We start from the raw sequence: 20,883 nt of genomic DNA, 5'->3' as shown, positions 1-20,883 counted from the left end.
AAGGGCTGATAAATCAGGCAATGGGGCATCGGCTGCCTGATGGTTCCCCTCGAACAGAAATATGGCTTTGGATGAAGTTGGCACTCAGGGCGACCACCTCCTTGTATTGCAGGTCTACCGTAATCATGTGATAGCAGTTATTCAACAGCACTTTGGTGACAGGGCCTGCGAGTTTCTGTTCGGTGTAGTCGGCGTTCCACCTGCCGCTGACATCATCCTCGATGGAGTGAATGATCAGGGCGGGCGCTTTAATCGACGGCATACTCCGTTTCACTCGAGTCGTCAGTTTATGCATTTGCCGCAGACTCTTGCCAGACATGCTCAGCAAGCCTGCTGCACTGCTTTCACCCATTTTCATCTGCCGTTCGACAATGGCTCGCAGCCGCGTGTTTTTAATACCGTATGGCGGCCGCTCATTGAATACGCAAAAGTCCAACACAAAGGGAATTCGAGTCACCCAAGGCACTAATCGTGTGACAGGTGAGGCGTTCCAGCCATCGTTACGTAAAGTCAGGGAGTATAACAACAGCCCGGCGACTTGGCCCGGGTGTTCGGCGGCCACGTACATCGACATTACCGCGCCCATGGACAAGCCACCGACAAACACCTGCTCGTGGCGTTGCCTGACCTGTACGAAGGTCTTGCGCACGCCTTCGTACCAGTCCAGCCAACCGGTGGCTTGCAGGTCGCTGTTGTCGCCGCAGTGCCCGGCCAACGTCGGCACATACACCGTGCAGTTACCCGCCTTGGCCAGGCCCTTGGCAACCTGGCGCAATTCCGTCGGGGTGCCGGTCAGGCCATGGATCAACAGGATCCCGACCGGACCTTCACCGAGTACGAAACCGGCATCGCCTTCACCAAGGTCAATACCGTGCGCACTCACCGCTGGGTCGCTCGCACCAGCAACTGCTCGAGCAGCTTGAGGCCCAGGTCGATTTCCGGGTAGCTGATTTCCAGGGACGGGGCCAGGGTGATCACGTTCTTGTAGTAACCGCCTACGTCGAGGATCAACCCCAGTTTCTGGCCGTCTACGACCATGTCGCCTTTCATGCCTTCTTCGACCATGTAATCCAGGGTCGCCTTGTCCGGTGTGAAGCCGTCCGGCCCACAGATTTCGCAGCGCAGCGCCAGGCCCAGGCCATCGACGTCGCCAATGACGGGGAAGCGTTTCTGCAGGTCTTGCAAGCCTTCCAGGAAGTATTTGCCCTTGGCCATGACCATCGCGCCGTAGTCGACTTCGCTGGTCATCTTCAACATCTCCAGGCCCACCGCCGTACCCAGTGGGTTGGAGGCGAAGGTGGAGTGAGTGGACCCTGGCGGGAAAATCTTCGGGTTGATCAACTCTTCACGGGCCCAGATGCCGCCCAGTGGGTTGAGGCCATTGGTCAGCGCCTTGCCGAACACGATCACGTCCGGTTGTACGTCGAAGTGTTCGATCGACCACAGCTTGCCGGTGCGATAGAAGCCCATCTGGATTTCGTCCGATACCATCAGGATGCCGTGCTGGTCCAGCACATGCTTGAGTTCGCGGTAGAAGTTCATCGGCGGGATCACGTAGCCGCCGGTGCCCTGGATCGGCTCGACGTAGAACGCAGCGTATTCGCTCTGGCCGACTTTCGGGTCCCACACGCCGTTGTATTCGGTCTCGAACAGACGGGCAAATTGCTGCACGCAGTGGCTGCCGTACTCTTCCTTGGTCATGCCTTTCGGGCCACGGAAGTGGTATGGAAACGGGATAAATTGCGCACGCTCGCCGAAGTGGCCGTAGCGACGACGGTAGCGGTAGCTGGAGGTGATCGACGACGCGCCGAGGGTACGCCCGTGGTAGCCGCCTTCGAAGGCGAACATCAGGCTCTTGCCGTTGGTGGCGTTACGTACCACTTTCAGGGAGTCTTCGATGGACTGCGAACCGCCGACGTTGAAGTGCACGCGACCGTCGAGACCGAACTTGTTCTTGGCGTCGACCGCGATCATTTCCGACAGCTCGATCTTGCCTTTGTGCAGGTACTGGCTGGCGATTTGCGGCAGGGTGTCGATCTGCTTTTTCAGCGCGTTGTTCAGGCGCGGGTTGGCATAGCCGAAGTTGACCGCCGAGTACCACATTTGCAGGTCGAGGTAGGCCTGGTCTTCGGTGTCCCAAACATAAGAGCCTTCGCAGCGACTGAAAATACGCGGCGGCTCGATGTAGTGAACGGTGTCGCCGTAGGAGCAGTACTTGGCTTCTTTATCCAGCAGAACCTGGTCTTCGGCGGTAGCGATACGGATATCAGACATGATGGAAGAGTTCCTGATTGTCAGCAGAGGTATTGAAGGTGGTGGCGTTGGCGGCGATGCCCTGTGGCAGCTTGGCCAGCAATGCAGGCACTTCGGCGAAGGTGTCGAAGCGCGCGTGAGGAATCTGGTTGGCGACGCAATATTCGGCGAGGCTGCCTTTGGCGAACACGAAGTCCGCGGTGGAGGCCACGCACATGTCCGATTTGCCGTCGCCGATCACCAGCACGCGCTTGTTGCGCGGGGTGGATTTGCACTTGCAGTTGCCGGACGCGGCGCGGCACGCATCGCTGGCATAGGGGTAGTCGATGCGCCAGCTGTTGTGGTCAACCTGGCGCAGGCGGTTGGCGAGAATCGGCAGCAGGGTCACGTAGTGGCGGGACAAGATGCGGGCGATGCCTTGTTCGATGCCGTCGCTGACCACTTCGATGGAAGCACCCAGGCCCATGACGTGATCGACGAAATCCGGAAAGTCCGGGTCGATCTCGACGCTGTCGAAATACGCCAGCAGTTCACTTGGGGTAGCCTTGATCAGCGCCAGTTGGCGGCTCAGGCATTCGCGTGAACCGATATGCCCATCCAGCCATTCCTGCTCAATGGTTTCCCACTCGGGGCCGGCGAAGCGTTGGAGGACGTTGTCGATGACATCCGTGGGGGTAATGGTCCCGTCGAAGTCACACAGCACATACCACTGGCTGAAAGTCGGAGGTGCTGTAGCGACCCCCTGATCCCCGCAAGCGTGCTGGCGACCGTTACTTGAGGCACCTTCCATAAAAATCCCATTCAGTTCGTTGTCAGACGCGAGTGTCCAATTGCTGGAGCACTGCTGTGCGACAAAACATTACGGGTTTTTTCTGGTGGATGTCGTAGGAGTAATCCCAAGTGAAAAGCGTTAAATCGAAACTATAAGTAGAAAATGTATAGACGATGTAGGATGGTTTGCCTGGCACGTTTGGAGTGCCAGGCAAAGTCGTTACCTGCCTTTGGGCATCATGCGTAGCGCCGTGTTATCGCGCATCACGTAATGATGAAAAATCCCCGCCAGCGCATGCAGCCCGATCAACCAATAACCGACCTGGGCGAACAGCACATGCCAGCCTTCAATCTCCTCGGCCAACGCCTTGTTTTCTGCGATCAGCGGCGGTAACTCCATCCCATAGAACATCACCGAATGCCCTTTGGCACTGACGATCAACCAACCGGCAATCGGCAAGCCGATCATCAACGCATACAACGCCCAGTGCATCAGCGTCGCCAGCAGGCTCTGCCATGGCGGCGGTGCCGGCACGATCTTCGGCGCCACCCCCAGGCTGCGTGCAAACAGGCGCAGCCACACCAGCACAAACACGGTCAGGCCGAGCATGAAGTGCATTTCGACGATCAACGTGCGCGCACCGCTGCCTTTGGGGAATTGCCCGCGCAGTTCAATGCAGGCGTAGACCACCGCCAGCAGCACCACCATCAACCAGTGCAGCGCAATCGACATGGTGCTGTAGCGTGAATCGGAATTTTTCCACGGCATTGCTGGGTTCCTCTCTCATCAGGGCATACCTCCGTTCTTTGGCGACGGAGTGTGTTAACTGTATGCCCGTTTCAAGCGGTTCGCTCGTTGCAAATGCCGTTGTTTTGATCCTGGTCAGTCGCTCTGCGGCATTTCCCCGCGGGCCAGGCGAGCATTGATCTCAGCGATGACAGTCGGCAGATCGGTGATGGTGTCGATCAGATAATGCGGGCGCGAGCTTTCGAACATCGCTTCGATACGCTGGCGCTCGCTGGCCAGTGTGGCGCTGTCCAGGGCACGGAATTGATCGAAGGTCAGGCCCAGGGCATTGCCCGAGCAGGTCAGCGCCACCGTCCACATGCCGGCGCGACGGCCTTCAAGGATGCCCGGCACAGTGTCGTCGACTTTCACGCAGGCCGCCACATCATCAATGCCCAGGGCGATCACGTTAGCCAGCGCCTGTGCCGGCCACGGGCGGCCGTTGGGCACTTCGTCGGTGGCCACGACATGGTCGGCGACGTAGCCGTTGGTGGCGGCCAGGGCCACGACCTTGTCCATCACTTGCTTGGGATAGCCGGAGCAGGAGCCGATCTTGATCCCTTGCGCCCGCAGCGCTGCAATGGTGTCGAGGGCGCCGGGAATCAGCGCCGAGTGTTCGGCGATCTTCTCGATCTGCAGTGGCATGAAGCGCTGGTAGATGGCGGTCACGTCGTCGTCGGTGGGCGTGCGGCCGAACGCCTTGCGGTAGCGCTCGGCAACTTGCGGCTGGTCGCAGAGGGTGCGGATATGGTCCCACTTGCCCATGCCCATCGGGCCACGGGCTTCCTCGATAGAGACTTGCACGTCGAACTCGGCAAACGCCTCGACAAAGATCTGCGTGGGCGCGAAGGAGCCGAAGTCGACCACGGTGCCGGCCCAGTCGAGGATAACGGCCTGGAGGGTATTGGGGTTTTGATAGTTCATGGTTCAGATCCTGTGGTAATGGGGGAGTCAAATGTCCAACACTTCCATTTCTTGCAGCACCTCGCCGATTGCCTTGACCGCTGCGCGCATGCCGGTCGCGTCGACATGGCCGATGCAGCCCACGCGAAAGGTTTCCACTTGGGTCAGCTTGCCCGGGTAAAGGATGAAGCCCTTGGCCTTGACCCGTTCGTAGAAGTCCTTGAACTGGTAGCGCGGGTCTTGTGGTGCATGGAAGGTGACGATGATCGGCGCCTGGATCGCCGCCGGCAGAAAACTGCGCAGGCCCAGTGCGGCCATGCCATCCAGCAGTGCCTGGCAGTTGTCCGCGTAGCGTTGATGGCGGGCGGGCAGTCCGCCTTCCTCGGCGTATTGCAGCAAGGCCTCATGCAGGGCGGCGACCACGTGGGTCGGCGGGGTGAAGCGCCATTGGCCGGTCTTGGTCATGTAGCTGTGCTGGTCGAACAGGTCCATCGCCAGGGAATGGCAGTTGCCTTGGGCAGCGGCCAGCGCATGTTTTTCTGCGAAGACAAACCCCATGCCCGGCACGCCTTCCAGGCATTTGCCGGAGGCGGCGATCAACGCTTCGAACGGGACTTCGCGGGCATCGATCGGCAGCGCGCCGAAGGAACTCATGGCGTCGATGATCAGGCGTTTGCCGTGGTGTTTGACCACCTGGGCGATCTCCGGCAGCGGGTTGAGAATGCCGGTGCTGGTTTCACAATGAATCAGCGCGACGTGGGTGATGGCGCCGTCAGCGTGCAGCAGGCGATCCACATCGGCAGCGGTGGTGGGCTCGTCTTCGGCGGTTTCAAAGGTGCTGAACGTGCGGCCAAGCACCTCGCAGATCTTCGCCAGGCGCTTGCCATAGGCGCCGTTGATCAGCACCAGCACCTTGCCCTCGCGGGGTACCAGGGTGCCGATGGCGGCTTCGACGGCGAAGGTGCCGCTGCCTTGTAACGGCACGCAATGATGGCTGTCGGCCCCGTTGAGAATCGCCAGCAGCTGCGTGCAAACGCTGGCGGTGAGCTGGTTGAAGCGGTCATCCCATGAGCCCCAATCCACCATCATCGCCTGGCGGGTGCGGTTTGATGTGGTCAGGGGACCAGGGGTCAACAGGATCGGCGCGGCAGTGGTCATCTCAAGTCCTCGCAAGGTATCGGGGTTGAAGCTACGGCGCCTAAATTGCAGTTTGGCTTGTTATCAATCAAATTGTTTGTTGTTATGCGAGCTATCAGTGAGGCCGATAACTATGAACCTGTTCCAACTACGTGCATTCGATGCGGTGGCCCGCGAGGGCAGTTTTACCCGGGCAGCGGCTCGGCTGTTTATCAGCCAGCCGGCTGTGACCGGGCATATCAAGGCGTTGGAGGAGCACTACCAGATCCCGTTGCTGCGCCGTACCGCCCGGCGCGTGGAGTTGACCGAGGAGGGCGCGCGCCTGGCGGCCATTACCCGGGCGATCTTCGGTTTGGTGGACGAGGCGCAGACCATGCTGGAGGCCAACCGCCAGTTGCTCACTGGACGCCTGGAAGTGGCCGCCGATGGCCCGCACTTGGTGATGCCGATGATCGCCAGCCTGCGCTCGCGCTACCCGGGCATTACCGTGAACCTGCGCTTGGGCAATGCCCAGGAAGCCTTGGCGGCGCTGCTGTCCGAACATGCGGACGTGGCGGTGCTCACCGAGGTGGAACCGCGCAATGGCCTGCACTTGCAGCCTTTGGACGAGTCACGGATTTGCGCGCTGGTGCCGGCTGCGCATCCGTGGGCAAACCAGCCCGAAGGCATTCAACTGACGCACTTGCACGAGGTGATCATGGTGCTGCGCGAGCCCAGCTCCATCACCCGGCGCACCTTTGACGACGCCTGCCTGGCGGCGCATGTGCAGCCCAAGGTGCTGCTGGAGTTGGACAGCCGTGAAGCCGTGACCGAAGCGGTCGCGGCAGAGTTGGGCGTGGGTGTGGTGTCGTCGATGGAAGTCAGCCCGGACCCGCGTGTGCAAGCCGTGCCGATCCTGGGCGATGGGTTGCTCAACCGGCATATGCTCGGGTGCATGGAGCGGCGCCGCTCGCTGCGCTTGATTCAGGCATTTTTCGAATTGGCGTGAAGGCTCTCACGCACGATTTCCAAAAAGGTTGCCACCACCCGGCGTGAGCTCTGTTCCTTCAGGCACACCAGGGTTTCCTTCATGCGCTGGGTGCAATCGCGAATCGGCATGGCGTACACCCGTGCGTCGGCGCCGAACTCAGCCGCCGACACCACGCCCACGCCAATGCCCACCACCACCGCCTCGCGGGCGGCTTCGCGGCCTTCCACCTGGATCGCCGGGCGAATGCGCAGGCCGGCCTGGCTCATTTCCTGCTCCAGGGTCTGACGGGTGACGGAGCCGATTTCGCGCAATACCAAGGGTGTGTCGTCGAGGTCGGCCAGGCAGATCGACTCGCGTCCGGCCCAAGGGTGGTTGCGTGCGACAAACGCCAGAAGTTGGTCGTCGGGCAAGGGCAGCGACACCAGGCGCGCATCGTCGACATCGCGCCCCAGCAGCGCCAGGTCAGCCTGATAGTTGTACAGGCGAAACAATGATTCATCGGTGTTGCCGGTTTCGATCTTCACGCTGATTCCGGGGTACAGCTGGCAGAAGCGCGCAATCTGCGGCAGAACATGCACCGGGGCATCCACCGCCAGGGTGAGGGTGCCGGTAAGCAGGGCGCGGGAGTCCTGCAACAATTCCTCGGCTTCGGCCTCAATCACAAACAGACGTTGAGTGATGCCCAGCAGGCGTTCACCGAGGTCGGTCAGGCGTACCGAGCGCTTGTTGCGGTGAAACAGCAATACGCCGAAGCGCTCTTCGAGTTTGCGTACCTGGTCGGAAATTGCTGGCTGGGTCAGGAACAGCCGCTCGGCGGCACCGGTAAAACTGCCGTGGACGGCCACCGCGTGGAAGGCCTTGAGCTGGGCGTGGGAAACCGACATGGCGCATCCTCTTACAAGCTGGACTTATATTTGAAATACGATAAATCGATTTTACCTATTAGTCAGCCATTGCTTTGATGCACCTCAGTCGCCGTAGGTTGAGTCCTACAACCTCGGTGGCCATGGGCGCAGGCATACCGCACCCATCTGACCAATGTTGCGCCCCCTACGGCCCGGCATTGCAGTGCTCAACCATAAAAACAACAGGCGTTTTCTTTCGATTCTGCCGGCACACTCACACCTGAGGTCAGAACCACCATGAATATCCCTATGGGTAGCATCAAGCGTTGGCGCGTGCAGATTTTCGCCATCACCTGGCTGGCGTACGCCGCTTTCTATTTCACTCGCAAGGCATTTTCGGTAGCGAAGCTGGGGATCGGTGACGACCCGGGTTTCCCCCTCGATAAAATGATGATGGCCAACCTGGATGGCCTCTACCTCGCCGCGTACGCCGTGGGCCAGTTCACCTGGGGCATGCTCGCCGACCGCTTCGGGCCACGGGTGGTGGTGCTCGGCGGCTTGCTGGTTTCCGCCGCCGCGGCGCTGGTGATGGGCACGTTCGCCACCTTGCCGATCTTCGTCACCTGCATGTTGATCCAGGGCTTGGCGCAATCCACCGGTTGGTCGGGGTTGTGCAAGAACCTTGGCAGTTTCTTTCCCGCCCAGCAGCGGGGGCGGGTGTTGGGGCTGTGGAGTTCGTGCTACGCCTTTGGCGGCTTGGTTGCTTCGCCGTTTGCCGGCTGGTGGGCGTATACGCTGATCGGCAGCTGGCACGCGGCGTTTATCTCCAGTGCCGCGGTGGTGGCGGTAGTGGCCGTGCTGTTCTTTATGTTCCAGCGCAATACCCCGCAGGATGTAGGCTTGCCGGCGGTGGAGCCCGAGCCGGTCTTGAGCGCCGAAGAGGCTGCTGCTCAAAAGCGCATCAGCGTGCTCGAACCATTGCGCGCAATCCTGCGCAACCGCACGGTGTTGACTCTGGGGCTGGCGTACTTCCTGCTCAAGCCGGCGCGCTACGCGATCCTGTTGTGGGGCCCGGTGATCGTCTACGAGCAGATGCCGTCGGTGGGCAAGGTCGGCGCGGCCATCGTGCCTACCGCGTTTGAGCTGGCCGGCTTGCTCGGGCCGGTGCTGATCGGCCTGGCCTCCGACAAACTGTTCGGCGCCCGGCGCATGCCCGCCTGTGTGCTCAGCCTGCTGGCGCTGACCGTAGCCTTGGCGTTGTTCATGGGCGCGCTGCACACCGGCAGCGTGGTGCTGGTGATGGCCTTGCTGTTTGTGATGGGCCTGACCCTGTACGGCCCTGATTCGATGATCAGCAGCACGGCGGCCATCGACTTCGGCACGGCCAAGGCCGGCGCCACGGCGGCAGGTTTCGTCAATGGTTGCGGTTCAGTGGGGGCGATCCTTGGCGGTTTGCTGCCGGGCTACTTCGATACTGTCACGGTATTTATCGTCTTTGCCGGCGCGGCGCTGTTTTCGTCGCTGGTGCTGATGCCCTACTGGAACGCCAGGCCTGCGGTACTGGCCCAGGTCGGGGACTTCGTCGTCGATCGCAACGTCACGATCAAACCCCTGCGCACCTGAGGCACCTGGCCGGTTTTTTGGTGGATTAGAGTGTTTTTGCGCTATAAACTCTGCCCCCAAAGCGCCGGCCAGTAGACGTTTCGGCGCCATGGATAGTAGAGAGTGAGTCATGGGCGCACAGTGGAAAGTCAAACATAAAGAAGCGGCAGCCAATGCCAAGGGCAAGATCTTCGGCAAGCTGGTGAAAGAAATCACCATCGCCGCCCGTAACGGTGCCGATACCGCGACCAACGCGCACTTGCGCCTGGTGGTGGAGCAGGCCAAGAAAGCCTCGATGCCCAAGGAAACCCTGGACCGCGCGATCAAGAAGGGCGCTGGTCTGCTCGGTGAAACCGTGCAGTACCATCGCGTGACCTACGAAGGGTTTGCCCCGCACCAGGTGCCGTTGATCGTCGAGTGCGTGACCGACAACATCAACCGCACCGTGGCGGAAATCCGCGTGGCATTCCGCAAGGGCCAACTGGGCGCTTCCGGCTCGGTGGCCTGGGACTTCAACCATGTCGGCCTGATCGAAGCCTCGCCGGATACCCCGGACGCGGATCCGGAAATGGCCGCCATCGAAGCCGGCGCCCAGGACTTCGAAGACGGTGAAGAAGAGGGCACCACCTTGTTCATCACCGAAACCACCGACCTGGATGCCGTGCAAAAGGCCTTGCCGGAACAGGGTTTCACCGTGCTGTCGGCCAAATTGGGCTACCTCTCGAAGAACCCGGTCAGTGGCTTGACGGATGAGCAGATGGCCGAAGTCGAGGCGTTCCTGGAAGGCCTGGACAACCATGATGATGTGCAGGATATGTTTGTCGGCCTGGCTGGCTGATGTTTATCTGAGTACACGCTGTCAACATGTGGGAGCGGGCTTGCTCGCGAATGCGGTGTATCAGCCAATAAATACCTGGCTGAAGGACCGCATTCGCGAGCAAGCCCGCTCCCACATTGGTTTAGTGGCGCTGCATGGATTTAAGCAGGACCTCAATTTCCTCAAAGCCCGGTCGGGCCAGTACATTCGCCTGACAGCAGCGTTGTTGCAGTGCCTGCAAAGTGTCTTCACTGGCCTCAACCCGCTCCAACAACTCCCCCAGCAACACCCCGAACGCACGCACTTCAATACGCTGCAACGCCCGGGTTTCCAGGGTGTCCGCCGTGGCATGGAATGACGCTGCGCCAAAGTCTCCCAGCCAGCAATCACCCGCTGCGTTCCACAAAATATTGTGACCATACAGGTCACCATGGGTAATGCCGTGCCGATGCAGGTGCGCCGCCACCGAAGCGATTCCACGTGCCATGCGCAATGCCACGTCCAGGCTGAAACGGGTGCCGGGTTCGTAGGTATCCCGTGTGCACGACGCCAGGCTGGGCAGGGCCGCGAGGTTGCGATAACTCGGGTCGATCAGGTCCATTACCAGGGCGGCCTGGCTGTCGGGATGGCCGATGACGCGTCCTTGCACCTTGATCAGGTTGGGATGCAGCCCGGCGGCAATGCAGGCTTGCATTTCATGCAGCGGTGACCCGTCGCTGGTGATAGTGCCTTTGTATAGCTTGACCGCGACCGGCAGCGCCTGGGGTTTCCAGATTGCTTTGTGAATGATCCCGGAAGCGCCTTCGCCCAATACTTCTCCCAGTTCTAGTTCAGACCAGGGAATGTTCGGCGTCCCATCATCGCCCGTCACTGTCACCGCCATTTCCACCGGGTTGCCGGCGTAGGCCAGCCACGTCAGGCTCGGCAGCGTCAGCAACCAATCCGGCAGGTGTGTAAGGCGATTGGAGGCGATGCGGATCAGCTCCAGGTTTTTGCATTGGGCCAGGCTATGCGGCAGGTGCGTCAGTTGGTTACCGGCCAGCATCAGTTTTTGTAGTAACGGGCGCTGGCCCAGTTCATCGGGCAATTGGCTGATGCAGTTATCGGTGAGGATCAGCCAGCGTAACTGGGGCGGCAGGGCGGCGGCGGGCACGTGGGTGATTCGGTTGGCCTTGAAGCCGATCATGCTCAGCTTCGCGCACTGGCCCAGGCACTCCGGTAGCTCGGTAAAGGCGTTGTCCGAGCAGAACAGCACGCGTAAGTGCGTCAGGCGATGCAGGTCGGCGGGCAAGCTGGTCAGGGCGTTGCCCGTGAGGTTGAGGATTTCCAGGGAGTCGGCCAGCTCGAAGATTTCCCGGGGAAATTCGGTCAGCCCGCAGGCCAGGTCCAGGCGCGTGGCGCCGGCCAATTGGCCGGCCTTGAGTTGGGCGAGGGTATTCATGAACAGCGCGGCACTCGGATGGGGGGCGTAAAAGGCGCTCATGATACCGGGTCGGGGGCGCTTTGCGCGCAGGGTGTTTGCAACTGGCGCAGGCGGCTGGCGGTGCGGGCGAGGTCGATGGCCTGGCCTTCCAGGCATTTATCCAAGGGCTGGTGGCCGATGAGCGTCAGGCGTTTGTCCTGGTCGTAGAGCACGTCCACCAGGTTGATGAAACGCTGCTGCACGGCAATTGGGCATTCGGCCAGATGCGGCAAGCCGTCGATGATCCAGTGGTCGAAATCCTCGCACAGCAGCAGGTAATCCATGACCGCCGTGAGCTGCTCGCACAGGTCGTTGAAGGTGAACACGATGGTTTGCGCCTGATGGCCGCGGCACAGCAGCTGCCGAGTGCCGACCGTCAGGGGCTGCGCCGGGCAATCCGTGGTGGGCAGCCCGAGGCTTTCACGCTGGCTCGGCGTACCGGGCCACACATACTGGCCGCTGGTGAAACGCTGTTGTGCGTGGGCCTGGGGCAGGCTGCGAAAGTCCTGGGGCGAGCTGACCTCCAGCACGTCCATGCGCGCAGCAATCAGGTCGATCACCGGTTTGAATCGTTCGTGGTACAGCGGGTTGGGCAGCAACCCTTCGGGCGGATAGTTGGAGGTCACCAGCACCAGCACGCCGCGTTGGAAAAGCGCCTTGAACAAACGGCTGATGAGCATCGCATCGCCGATATCGTGGACGTGGAATTCGTCGAAGCACAGCACGCGGCAGCCCGCCAGCAGCTGATCCAGGGTGACGGCCAGGGCGTCGCCATGCCCGCAGTGCAGGAACATGCCTTGGTGCAGGCGGGCGAAGAAATCGTGAAAGTGCACGCGTTGCTTTTCGGCAATGGGCAGGGCCTTGAAGAACCCGTCCAGCAGCCAGCTTTTGCCGCGTCCCACCGGGCCGTGCAAGTACAGGCTGCGGGTGGCTTGGCCGTTGAGCAGGCGCTGTGCCTGGCGATTCAGGGCGGTAATCGCCCGCATTTGCCCATCACTGAGGGTGTAGCCCTGTTGCTCGGCCTTTCTTTGGAAATACGCCGGGACAGGCGAGGCGTCCGAGACGCTGGATGGTTTCGCGAACAGGCGCTGGAGCAGGGAAAGCACGGCCAATGGAGTCACTCTGTGCTGCGGTGGTCGCTTACTTTAGGGCGCCCGCCTTGATTTGACCAATAGGGACGGGGCGGCCAACTGGCTCGAAAACCTAATGCTGGACGTTGGTTTCTAGAACTTCATCAACCCCGTGGTGGGCTGGTCCACCGGGCTGACCATCGCGTAGTTGTAGCCGCCGCCTGACCAGTACTGGGCCTGCAAGCCATCGGCGCTGCGGCTGCCCCGGGGCAGGAAACCGTTGTTCGGGCCTGGCGGCCGGATATAGAAGCTGATACGCCGGCCTTGCGGGTCTTGGTACAGCACCATGGCTGCCGCGCCCTGGTCGGTGGTGAGCAGGCGCCCGCTGACCGGCTTGAACCCCGCCTGGCTCAGGTCGGGCAGGCGGTGGGCCTGATTGAAATAGCGGTCGAGCCAGGCCTGCATATTGCCGCTGCCCTCGGCACTGAAGTCGGCGGGCATGATGCCGTCCTGGGCAAACAGGCGGTAGGCCTGCATGGCATCGGTCATTGGCAATAGCGGCGGCTGGGTGGCTTCGCGGGCCTGCCAGCCGCCTATCCCGCCGAGGCTCACGGCAATCAGCAGCAGCGCCGCGGTGGCGAAGTGGCGGCGGGACTGACGCTTGATACGCTGGCGAATCAGCGCCGGGTCCAGTGCCGGGTTGTCCGGCTGTTGCAGGGCGCCGCTTAAAGATGCACGCAATAATTGCGCATCCTGTTGCCAGGCATGCACCTGCGCCGCCACCTCGGGGTGGCTGGCGAGCCAGGTTTCAAGCACACGGCGGTCATTTTCCAGTAATTGGTGATCGACGTAGGCATGCAAGTCGCGTTCGCTGGGGGGCAGGCTGATCATTTGAGTCTCCGCAGGGCTGGGCCGGCAATTTCGCCATCGCTGAGTTGACGCAACGCTTGGCGTGCGCGGGACAGGCGTGACATCACAGTGCCGATGGGCACGTCGAGGATGTCGGCCACGGCCTTGTAGCTCAAGCCTTCGACGGACACCCACAGCAGCAGGGCACGCTGTTCGGCGTTGAGCTGGTCGAAGGCTTGCAGGGTGGATTGGGCCATCACCGTGCGCTCCACCGAAGGCTGCGCGTCATCGCGGCCGGTGAAGAACTCGAGCATGCGCGCATAGCGTCGGCTGCGGCGGTGGGCGTCGAGGAACTGCCGGTAGAGGATCGAGAACAGCCAGGCGCGCAGGTCACCTTCCAGACGTTTATCGGCCCAGGCGATGATCGCCCGTTCCAGGGTGGCCTGCACCAGGTCGTCGGCGCTGCTGGTGTTGCGCGTCAGCGACACGGCAAAACGCCGCAACCTGGGGATGAGTTCACGTAACTGTTCGTCGAGTTCATGCATGGGACGAGTCTACTCACTTGTGTTGAGGTAGACGTCGGTCTCTGTAGGTTATTCCATTCACTCTGCAAAGAAACCTCTTCGGGCATGAGTGGGAAGCTTCTGCATAGTTTGAGAGGCTGTAATCTCGTGCGCAGTCCCCTATCCACCCTTGTATCTGTCGGTATTCAGCCGGCAGGCCAATAGTGAGAGGGTGCTCATGACGTACTCACCGAGCGATAAACAGTTTTTTTCCAGCGCCTCGCTGGCTCATTTACCTGCCGCGCAGCGAGTTTTATTTGAGCAATGGGGCTGCGGTCCTTCAGCGCGGCCCCCCTACGGCAACGTACACCACGCCATCGAAGCGCAAGCGAAGTTGGCGCCTCACGCCACAGCGGCAGTATGCGCGGGCCAACGTATCAGCTATGAGCAGCTCAACCGACAAGCCAACCGTTTGGCTGTGTACCTGCTTGCAAAGGGTGTGAAGCGGGGTGACACGGTGGGGTTGTTCGTCGAACGTTCGATTCCGATGCTGGTCGGGCTTTTGGCGGTGTTGAAGATAGGCGCCGCGTATGTTCCACAGGACGCCAGAATCGTGCCCACCCTGCAGTTGGGCATGGTCCTGGCGTCGTTGTCCAGTCCGGTCATTCTGACTTTGTCGAACTTGCTGGAGCACATTCCGGCAGACGCGGCCTCCCGCTGCCTGTGTCTGGACACGTTCATTGCACAAGCCCCTTGGGTGGCAGAGGACAATGATTGCGTGTTCGCCGAGGTCAAACCGGATGACCTGTGTTTTGTGCTGTTCACGTCCGGAACCACCGGGCGTCCCAACGGCGTGTGTGTCAGCCACCGCAACGTGTGCAACATTCTGTTGACCCAACCTGGGCAGATGGGAATGGCACCGGATCGTACCGTTGGGCAGATCCTCAACATCGGCTTTGATATGGCTGCCTGGGAAATACTCGGTTGCCTGGCGCATGGCGCGACCTTGCTGATTCGCGGCAAAGATATCGCGCAGACAGCCGCCCAGTGCAATGTGTTGATCGCAACGCCGTCGATACTGGCCACCCTTGACCCTCGGCAATGTCCCGACCTCAAGTTCATTGCCGTGGCGGGGGAGGCCTGCTCCCAAGCGCTGGCAGACCGTTGGGCCGAGCACTGTACGTTCTACAACGGGTGCGGGCCCACCGAAACCACTATCGTTAACACCTTGCACCTGCATGTTCCTGGCACGCCATTGACTATCGGCAGGCCAACGCCCAATAACACCGTTTATGTACTCGACTACCAGGGGCGTGCCTGCGTATTGGGTGAAATGGGCGAGATGTGGGCCGGTGGTGCGGGGGTGACGGCGGGCTATCTGAACAACAGGGCATTGACCTTGGACCGGTACCGCCCGGATCCCTTTCGCGGCGGTGATGCCCTGATGTTCCGTACGCGAGACCTTGGGCGCTGGGTATCTGACGGGCAACTCGAACATCTGGGCCGCGTGGATGATCAGGTGAAGGTTCGCGGTTTTCGCGTAGAACTGGACGCTGTGTCGGCAGCTTTGGAGGCTGGTGCGAACTGCATCCGCGCGGTCACGTTGAAGCTGGACAATCGTACGTTGGTGGCCTTCGTCTCCCCAGCCAGCGCTGACATAGAGGCTTGTCGGTTGGCCTGTCAACAGCGCCTGGCCTACTACTGCGTGCCACAGTTCATCTACGCGGTGGAGGACTTTCCTCTGACCGCCAGGGGCAAGATCGACAAGGCATTGTTGCTGCAAGTGGCCCAGGACGCCCAGATAGCGGCGCAAGCGGTTGCGACCGAGGAGCCCGGTCATGATTGATGCGCTGACCCGTACCGTTGTACCGCCCAAGCCGGCACTTTGGCGACGCTGGGCTTCACTGCCGATGTTTTCTTATTACAACCGCCTGGCGTCAGGGGTTCTGATCGGCAACGCGGTGTTTGTGCTGTTGGCTGTGGACCTGGAGGCCATTGCGGTACAGACCCTATCGGACATGGTGCTGATAAACCTGTCGGTTGCCATCCTGATTCGCCAGCAATACCTGATCAATGGCCTGTTTTGGCTGGCGACGCGGATACCGCGCACATGGCCGCTCGGAGTGCGCCGCAGCGCAGCCAAGGTGTACCACTTCGGAGGGCTGCACAGTGGCGCAGCCTTGGCGGCCACGGGGTGGTTTGCGGGCCTGGTCGGCGTGCAGGTCACGCGTTATCTGCAGCAACCTGACAGTGTTTCGGCAGGTTCGCTCGGGATCAACGTTGTGCTGCTCAGCGTGTTGCTGTTCATGGTGGTTATGGCTCAACCACGCATTCGAAGCCGCTTTCACAACGGGTTTGAACGGGTTCATCGGTTCGCCGGTTGGAGCGCGTTGCTGTTGTTCTGGTGGCAAACGTTGTTGACCACATCGAACCTGCCGCACAACCTCTCGTTCTGGGTGCTGGTCCTGCTGACCTTGAGCATCCTGCTGCCCTGGTTGCGGCTGCGCAAGGTAGTCGTGGAACACACGCGACCTTCCGCGCATGCCGTGATTACACGCTTGAGCCATACCTCGCCATTCGCCGGTTCATCCAGCTCAATCAGCCGCAGCCCGCTGCTGGAGTGGCACTCCTTTGCCAATATTTGCGCGCCAGGCGAGGCGGGGTTTCGCCTGATCATCTCCCGTGCAGGTGATTGGACCGGGCAATTTATTGAGGACTTGCCGCGCTACGTATGGGTCAAGGGCATTACCACGGCCGGCGTTGCCAATGTAGAAACCCTGTTCAAGTCTGTGGTGTACATCGCCACAGGTAGCGGTATTGGGCCTGTCATGCCACACCTGCTCGCGGCTCAGGTACCGATTCAGTTGATCTGGTCCACGCGCAGCCCGAGGAAGACCTACGGCGATGAACTGGTTGAGGAAATTCTGCGGGCCCAGCCACAGGCATTGATCTGGGACACCGATGAGCGCGGTAAGCCGGACCTGGTGCAGTTGGCCTATGGCGCGGTGCAAGCCTGTGGCGCCGAAGCCGTGATTTGTATTGCCAACCAGGCGTTGACTCAGCGCGTGGTGCAAGAGCTGGAAGCCCGGGGGATTCCCGCCTATGGCGCAATCTGGGATTCCTGAGACGGCCTTAAGTATGAGCGACACCTATTACATCACTGGAGATGCCTATGAACATTTTAGTGGAACGTCATGATCGGGTGGTCTTGATCAAACTCAACCGCCCTGAAGCCAAAAACGCGCTGAGCTCGGCGATGATGACGGAATTGATCGGCCAGTTGGCTGTATTGGACCAAGACCTGGGGGTGGGGTGTTTTGTCATTACGGGGACCCCTGAGTTTTTTGCGGCGGGGGCCGATATCAAAGAGATGAACGGTAAGTCCTATCTGGACATGCTCAACGAAGACTACTTCGCCGGTTGGGAGGGCTTCACTCGTTTGCGCACACCCACGATTGCCGCAGTGACAGGTTATGCGTTCGGCGGGGGCTGTGAACTGGCGATGATGTGCGACATGATTTTCGCCGCTGATACCGCCACCTTTGCCCAGCCAGAAATCAGGTTGGGCGTTATTCCGGGCATGGGGGCGACCCAACGTTTAACGGGCTTGATCGGCAAGGCCAAGGCCATGGACCTGGTATTGACGGGGCGGGCGATGACCGCCCAGGAAGCCGAGCAGGCAGGGTTGGTGTCTCGCGTTTACCCGGCGGCGAACCTACTGGATGAGGTACTGGCAGTGGCGGCACAAATTGCCTCCTTTTCTCGAACGGCCACCCGCGCGGCACGGGAGGCGGTGGAACAATCCCTGGAGGTCGGATTGCACGAAGGGGTGCGTCATGAGCGTAGGTTGTTCCATGGCCTGTTCGCCACGCCTGATCAGCAAGAAGGCATGCAGGCATTTCTTCACAAACGACAGCCATTGTTTAACCAGCCCTAGGGCAGGAGAGGATCTTTCTGTGCCTCTGCTACAAAAAAACTACAGTGAAGGGGGAATAAGCCTGCGTGAGATTCGTCTCATGACACTTTTCCCCTGTGGCCACGGGCCCTGGAGTTTTTTATGGTTGATCACTCTTTACCGCCGCGTCCGCCTCTTGGTACTACAAGTGTGCTCGTCAGGCTGGCGTGTATAGGGGGCGTGGTGGCGGTGGTGGTGGGGGCATTTGCCTACGTCAACGGCACCCTCGACCCACAACGCCTGCGGCCAAAGACCTTGGTCAACGCCCTGGAAGCCAATAACGGCGTGCACCCCGGCTTTCGCCGTAACCACGCCAAGGGCGTGTGCGTGGCCGGTTACTTCGAGAGCAGTGCCGAGGCGCGTGCGTACTCCAGTGCCCAAGTGTTCAGCGCGGACAAGACCCCGGTCATCGGCCGCTTTGCCTTGCCCAGCGGCAACCCTTATGCACCGGACAGCAGTGTGCCGATCCGCAGTTTTGCCGTGCAATTCGGCCAAGCCAACGGCCAGCAGTGGCGTACCGGGATGAACAGCATGCCGGTGTTCCCGGTGGGCACTCCCGAGGCTTTCTACCAACTGCTTAAGGCGGGCGCGCCCGATCCGGCCACTGGCAAGCCGAACCCGGCCAATATGCCGGCATTTTTTGCCGCGCACCCGGAGACGGCGCCGTTCCTGGCGTGGGTCAAGACCGCCAAACCATCGGCCAGTTACGCGACTGAAACCTATAACGGCATCAATGCGTTTTACCTGGTGAGCGCCGATGGCAAACGCCAGGCCGTGCGGTGGGGCGTGGTGCCGCTCAGCCAGGACGCACCGGGCGATACCGCGCCGGGTGGCGCCGATTTCCTCGAGAAAGATCTGGTGCAACGCCTCGCAGCGGGGCCGTTGCGTTGGCAATTGAACATGACCCTGGCCAACCCCGGTGACCCGCTGGATGACGCGAGCAAGACCTGGGCCGGCGAGCACAGGGTGCTGAACGCCGGCACCCTGGTGCTGCAAAGCAGCCAGCCACAGGCAGACGGTGATTGCCGCGATATCAACTTTGACCCGCTGATTTTGCCCAGCGGCATCGAGGCCTCCAATGACCCGTTGCTGGCTGCCCGCTCCGCCGCGTATGCCAGTTCGTACCTGCGCCGCGCCGGTGAAGTCAGCCCGTTGCACAGCGCCCCCCAGGAGTCGCAGCCATGAATGCCCAGCCCCGCTTTTTTGCCCCCCTGGCACGTCTGCTGCACTGGCTGATGGCGCTGATGATCATTGCCATGCTGTTTATCGGCGCGGGGTTGGCCGCGTCAGTATCTGAGCGCCATGAGTGGTTGATCCACCTGCACAAGCCGCTGGGGATCGCGATCCTGGCCCTGGTGATCGTGCGGTTGGTGGTGCGCTTTTGCACACGACAGCCGCCGCTGCCAGCGGATTTGCCCGCGTGGCAAGTCCTGGCGGCCAAGGCTTCCCATGTGCTGCTGTATGCGTTGATGCTGGTGTTGCCGCTGCTGGGCTGGGCGATGATTTCGGCCGCCGGTGATCCGGTGATGCTCAGCAGTAGCGTGCAACTGCCCGCGCTGGTGGGGGCGAATGCGCCGTTGTTTGCGCTGTTGCGCAAGGCTCACGGCTATCTCGCCTACCTGTTGTTTCTCACGGTACTGGTGCACTTGGCGGCGGCGTTGATCCACGGTTTGATCCGCCGCGATGGTGTCTTGCAAAGCATGACCGGCACCAAGGGCTGATGGCTTTTGTGGCGAGCAAGCTCGCCACACGTGCTTAACGCAACAGGCCGACGATATCAGCGACGCTGCTCAAGACGTCCTTGCCCAGCTGTTTCGAGCGATCGCCTGACCAACCGGTGCGCAGGTTGGGTGCGTCGTCGTTGTCCTTGAAGGGCATCTCCAGGGTCAGGGACAGGCAGTCATACTTCTCACCAACCGCGTTGCAGGCCAAGGTCATGTTGGCTTCGCCCGGCAGGTCGCGGGTGTAGCCGTGGGTGGTCTGGAAGTCCCGGGTCAGGTGGCTCAGATGGCGGCGGAAGTGTTTTTCCAGGGCTTCGATGCGCGGTGTGTAGCCGGGGTTGCCTTCGCAGCCAGCGGTGAAGACATAGGGGATCTCTTCGTCGCCGTGGATATCAAGGAACAGGTCCACGCCGTATTTTTCCATCTGTTGCTGGACGAACAGAACTTCCGGGCTGAGTTCCTGGCTGGCGTTTTGCCAGGCGCGGTTGAGGTCCTGGCCCATGGCGTTGGTGCGCAGGTGGCCATGGAAGGCGCCATCGGGGTTCATGTTCGGGACCAGGTACAGGTCAGCCACGGCCAGCAGCTTTTTCAGCTCGTCGTCGCCGTCCTGTTGCAGACGTTCGATCACGCCTTCCATGAACCATTCGGCCATGTGCTCGCCGGGGTGTTGCTGGGCAATGATCCACACCTTGCGGCGACCTTCGCCCCCTTTGCCCCGTCGTAGCAGTTGGATATCGCGGCCTTCGGCGCTCTTGCCGGTGGCGAGCAGGGTGACGCCGGCGTACTTCAGGGCTTGATCGATCAGCCAGTCGTGGCGTTCACGGCTGTAGGGTTCGAAATAGGCAAACCAGACGTGTTTTTCCCGGGTCTGGAGGGTAATGTGCAGGATCTCGCCGTCAAAGCGCGTCGGCACCCGGAACCAGTTGATATGGTCGTAGGACGCCACGGCGTTGTACCCGCTCCAGGCATGTCTATAGGAAGAGCGACCCGCGTTGCTCAGGCGAAAGGTGTGGGTATGCCCCACGTGCATGCCTTCGGCCTTGAAGTGGAACCATTGGAAGTGATCGCTGCGGGTATCGGGTTTGATTGCCAGCAACAACTGATAGGCATCGCTGGCATCCAGGACCTGGATGTTGCCGCTGTCGAAGTCGGTGCTGATCTTGATGGAGGTCAAGGCCACGGTCATAGTCTGGTTGCCTGAATATGAGTGATGTCGCGGCTATATTACACAGGCGTCA

General features: G+C 60.9%; 20 protein-coding genes. 8 read left to right on the top strand and 12 right to left on the bottom strand.

The annotated features are described in order from the left end of the window. Positions 1-13 precede the first annotated feature (13 nt). The 6 genes from TU73_RS18590 to TU73_RS18565 all read right to left on the bottom strand — a co-directional run bounded on the left by TU73_RS18590 (position 14) and on the right by TU73_RS18565 (position 5,872). The gene (locus TU73_RS18590) at positions 14-883 is read right to left on the bottom strand and encodes an alpha/beta hydrolase (RefSeq protein ID WP_057013445.1); all 870 of its coding nucleotides are present in this window, start codon (positions 881-883) and stop codon (positions 14-16) included. After that, positions 880-2,274, bottom strand: a complete 1,395-nt coding sequence (locus TU73_RS18585) for an aspartate aminotransferase family protein (protein WP_057013444.1) — start codon at positions 2,272-2,274, stop codon at positions 880-882. The genes TU73_RS18590 and TU73_RS18585 overlap by 4 nt, the downstream gene beginning before the upstream one ends. After that, entirely contained in the window at positions 2,267-2,953 is a 687-nt protein-coding gene (locus tag TU73_RS18580; RefSeq protein ID WP_057013593.1) for an MtnX-like HAD-IB family phosphatase, read from the bottom strand. Before TU73_RS18580 ends, TU73_RS18585 begins: the two co-directional genes overlap by 8 nt. Positions 2,954-3,244: 291 nt before the next feature. Then, positions 3,245-3,793, bottom strand: a complete 549-nt coding sequence (locus TU73_RS18575) for a cytochrome b (RefSeq protein WP_057013443.1) — start codon at positions 3,791-3,793, stop codon at positions 3,245-3,247. A 114-nt stretch (positions 3,794-3,907) separates the two neighbouring features. Next, the gene (gene phnX / locus TU73_RS18570) at positions 3,908-4,735 is read right to left on the bottom strand and encodes a phosphonoacetaldehyde hydrolase (RefSeq protein WP_057013442.1); all 828 of its coding nucleotides are present in this window, start codon (positions 4,733-4,735) and stop codon (positions 3,908-3,910) included. A gap of 27 nt (positions 4,736-4,762) precedes the next feature. Beyond that, entirely contained in the window at positions 4,763-5,872 is a 1,110-nt protein-coding gene (locus tag TU73_RS18565) for a 2-aminoethylphosphonate--pyruvate transaminase (protein ID WP_057013441.1), read from the bottom strand. A gap of 112 nt (positions 5,873-5,984) precedes the next feature. On the opposite strand from TU73_RS18565, the gene TU73_RS18560 reads away from it, so the two are divergent. Continuing rightward, on the top strand, positions 5,985-6,839 hold the full coding sequence (locus tag TU73_RS18560) for a LysR substrate-binding domain-containing protein (protein ID WP_057013440.1): 855 nt from the start codon (positions 5,985-5,987) through the stop codon (positions 6,837-6,839). Here TU73_RS18560 and TU73_RS18555 read toward each other — a convergent pair. Further along, positions 6,815-7,705: a LysR substrate-binding domain-containing protein gene (locus tag TU73_RS18555; protein ID WP_057013439.1), complete on the bottom strand. Its 891-nt coding sequence runs from the start codon at positions 7,703-7,705 to the stop codon at positions 6,815-6,817. The genes TU73_RS18560 and TU73_RS18555 overlap by 25 nt on opposite strands. A 258-nt stretch (positions 7,706-7,963) precedes the next feature. On the opposite strand from TU73_RS18555, the gene TU73_RS18550 reads away from it, so the two are divergent. Together TU73_RS18550 and TU73_RS18545 are read left to right on the top strand one after the other, a co-directional pair. After that, the gene (locus TU73_RS18550) at positions 7,964-9,289 is read left to right on the top strand and encodes an MFS transporter (RefSeq protein ID WP_057013438.1); all 1,326 of its coding nucleotides are present in this window, start codon (positions 7,964-7,966) and stop codon (positions 9,287-9,289) included. 109 nt (positions 9,290-9,398) lie between these two features. After that, complete coding sequence (locus TU73_RS18545) at positions 9,399-10,106, top strand: YebC/PmpR family DNA-binding transcriptional regulator (RefSeq protein WP_005789254.1); 708 nt, start codon at positions 9,399-9,401, stop codon at positions 10,104-10,106. 121 nt (positions 10,107-10,227) lie between these two features. On the opposite strand, the gene TU73_RS18540 is transcribed toward TU73_RS18545, so the two are convergent. The 4 genes from TU73_RS18540 to TU73_RS18525 form a co-directional block, all read right to left on the bottom strand. Next, positions 10,228-11,526 carry a leucine-rich repeat-containing protein kinase family protein gene (locus TU73_RS18540; RefSeq protein ID WP_057013592.1) on the bottom strand — a complete coding sequence of 433 codons (1,299 nt, stop codon included), beginning with the start codon at positions 11,524-11,526 and terminating at the stop codon, positions 10,228-10,230. Positions 11,527-11,564: 38 nt separating this feature from the next. Continuing rightward, on the bottom strand, positions 11,565-12,659 hold the full coding sequence (gene zapE / locus TU73_RS18535) for a cell division protein ZapE (protein ID WP_057013437.1): 1,095 nt from the start codon (positions 12,657-12,659) through the stop codon (positions 11,565-11,567). A 111-nt stretch (positions 12,660-12,770) separates the two neighbouring features. Beyond that, positions 12,771-13,508 carry an anti-sigma factor family protein gene (locus TU73_RS18530; RefSeq protein WP_057013436.1) on the bottom strand — a complete coding sequence of 246 codons (738 nt, stop codon included), beginning with the start codon at positions 13,506-13,508 and terminating at the stop codon, positions 12,771-12,773. Then, positions 13,505-14,011, bottom strand: a complete 507-nt coding sequence (locus TU73_RS18525; protein WP_057013435.1) for a sigma-70 family RNA polymerase sigma factor — start codon at positions 14,009-14,011, stop codon at positions 13,505-13,507. Before TU73_RS18525 ends, TU73_RS18530 begins: the two co-directional genes overlap by 4 nt. 196 nt (positions 14,012-14,207) lie before the next feature. On the opposite strand from TU73_RS18525, the gene TU73_RS18520 reads away from it, so the two are divergent. The 5 genes from TU73_RS18520 (at position 14,208) to TU73_RS18500 (ending at position 19,645) form a co-directional block, all read left to right on the top strand. Further along, positions 14,208-15,815, top strand: a complete 1,608-nt coding sequence (locus TU73_RS18520; protein WP_057013434.1) for an amino acid adenylation domain-containing protein — start codon at positions 14,208-14,210, stop codon at positions 15,813-15,815. After that, positions 15,808-17,094, top strand: a complete 1,287-nt coding sequence (locus TU73_RS18515) for a hypothetical protein (RefSeq protein WP_082642636.1) — start codon at positions 15,808-15,810, stop codon at positions 17,092-17,094. The genes TU73_RS18520 and TU73_RS18515 overlap by 8 nt, the downstream gene beginning before the upstream one ends. A 47-nt stretch (positions 17,095-17,141) precedes the next feature. Then, positions 17,142-17,906, top strand: a complete 765-nt coding sequence (locus TU73_RS18510) for an enoyl-CoA hydratase-related protein (RefSeq protein WP_057013433.1) — start codon at positions 17,142-17,144, stop codon at positions 17,904-17,906. Positions 17,907-18,026: 120 nt separating this feature from the next. Then, positions 18,027-19,109, top strand: a complete 1,083-nt coding sequence (locus TU73_RS18505; protein ID WP_057013432.1) for a catalase family peroxidase — start codon at positions 18,027-18,029, stop codon at positions 19,107-19,109. Beyond that, positions 19,106-19,645, top strand: coding sequence for a cytochrome b (locus TU73_RS18500; RefSeq protein ID WP_057013431.1), 540 nt, complete (start codon positions 19,106-19,108; stop codon positions 19,643-19,645). Before TU73_RS18505 ends, TU73_RS18500 begins: the two co-directional genes overlap by 4 nt. A gap of 34 nt (positions 19,646-19,679) precedes the next feature. On the opposite strand, the gene TU73_RS18495 is transcribed toward TU73_RS18500, so the two are convergent. Continuing rightward, positions 19,680-20,831: a M14 family metallopeptidase gene (locus TU73_RS18495; protein WP_057013430.1), complete on the bottom strand. Its 1,152-nt coding sequence runs from the start codon at positions 20,829-20,831 to the stop codon at positions 19,680-19,682. Between the last annotated feature and the right edge of the window lie 52 nt (positions 20,832-20,883).

Origin of the sequence: Pseudomonas libanensis, from assembly GCF_001439685.1 — a bacterium.
Taxonomy (GTDB): domain Bacteria; phylum Pseudomonadota; class Gammaproteobacteria; order Pseudomonadales; family Pseudomonadaceae; genus Aquipseudomonas; species Aquipseudomonas libanensis.
The sequence above is the reverse complement of the archived record's forward strand: the minus strand, read 5'-3'. Positions and strand labels throughout refer to the sequence as shown.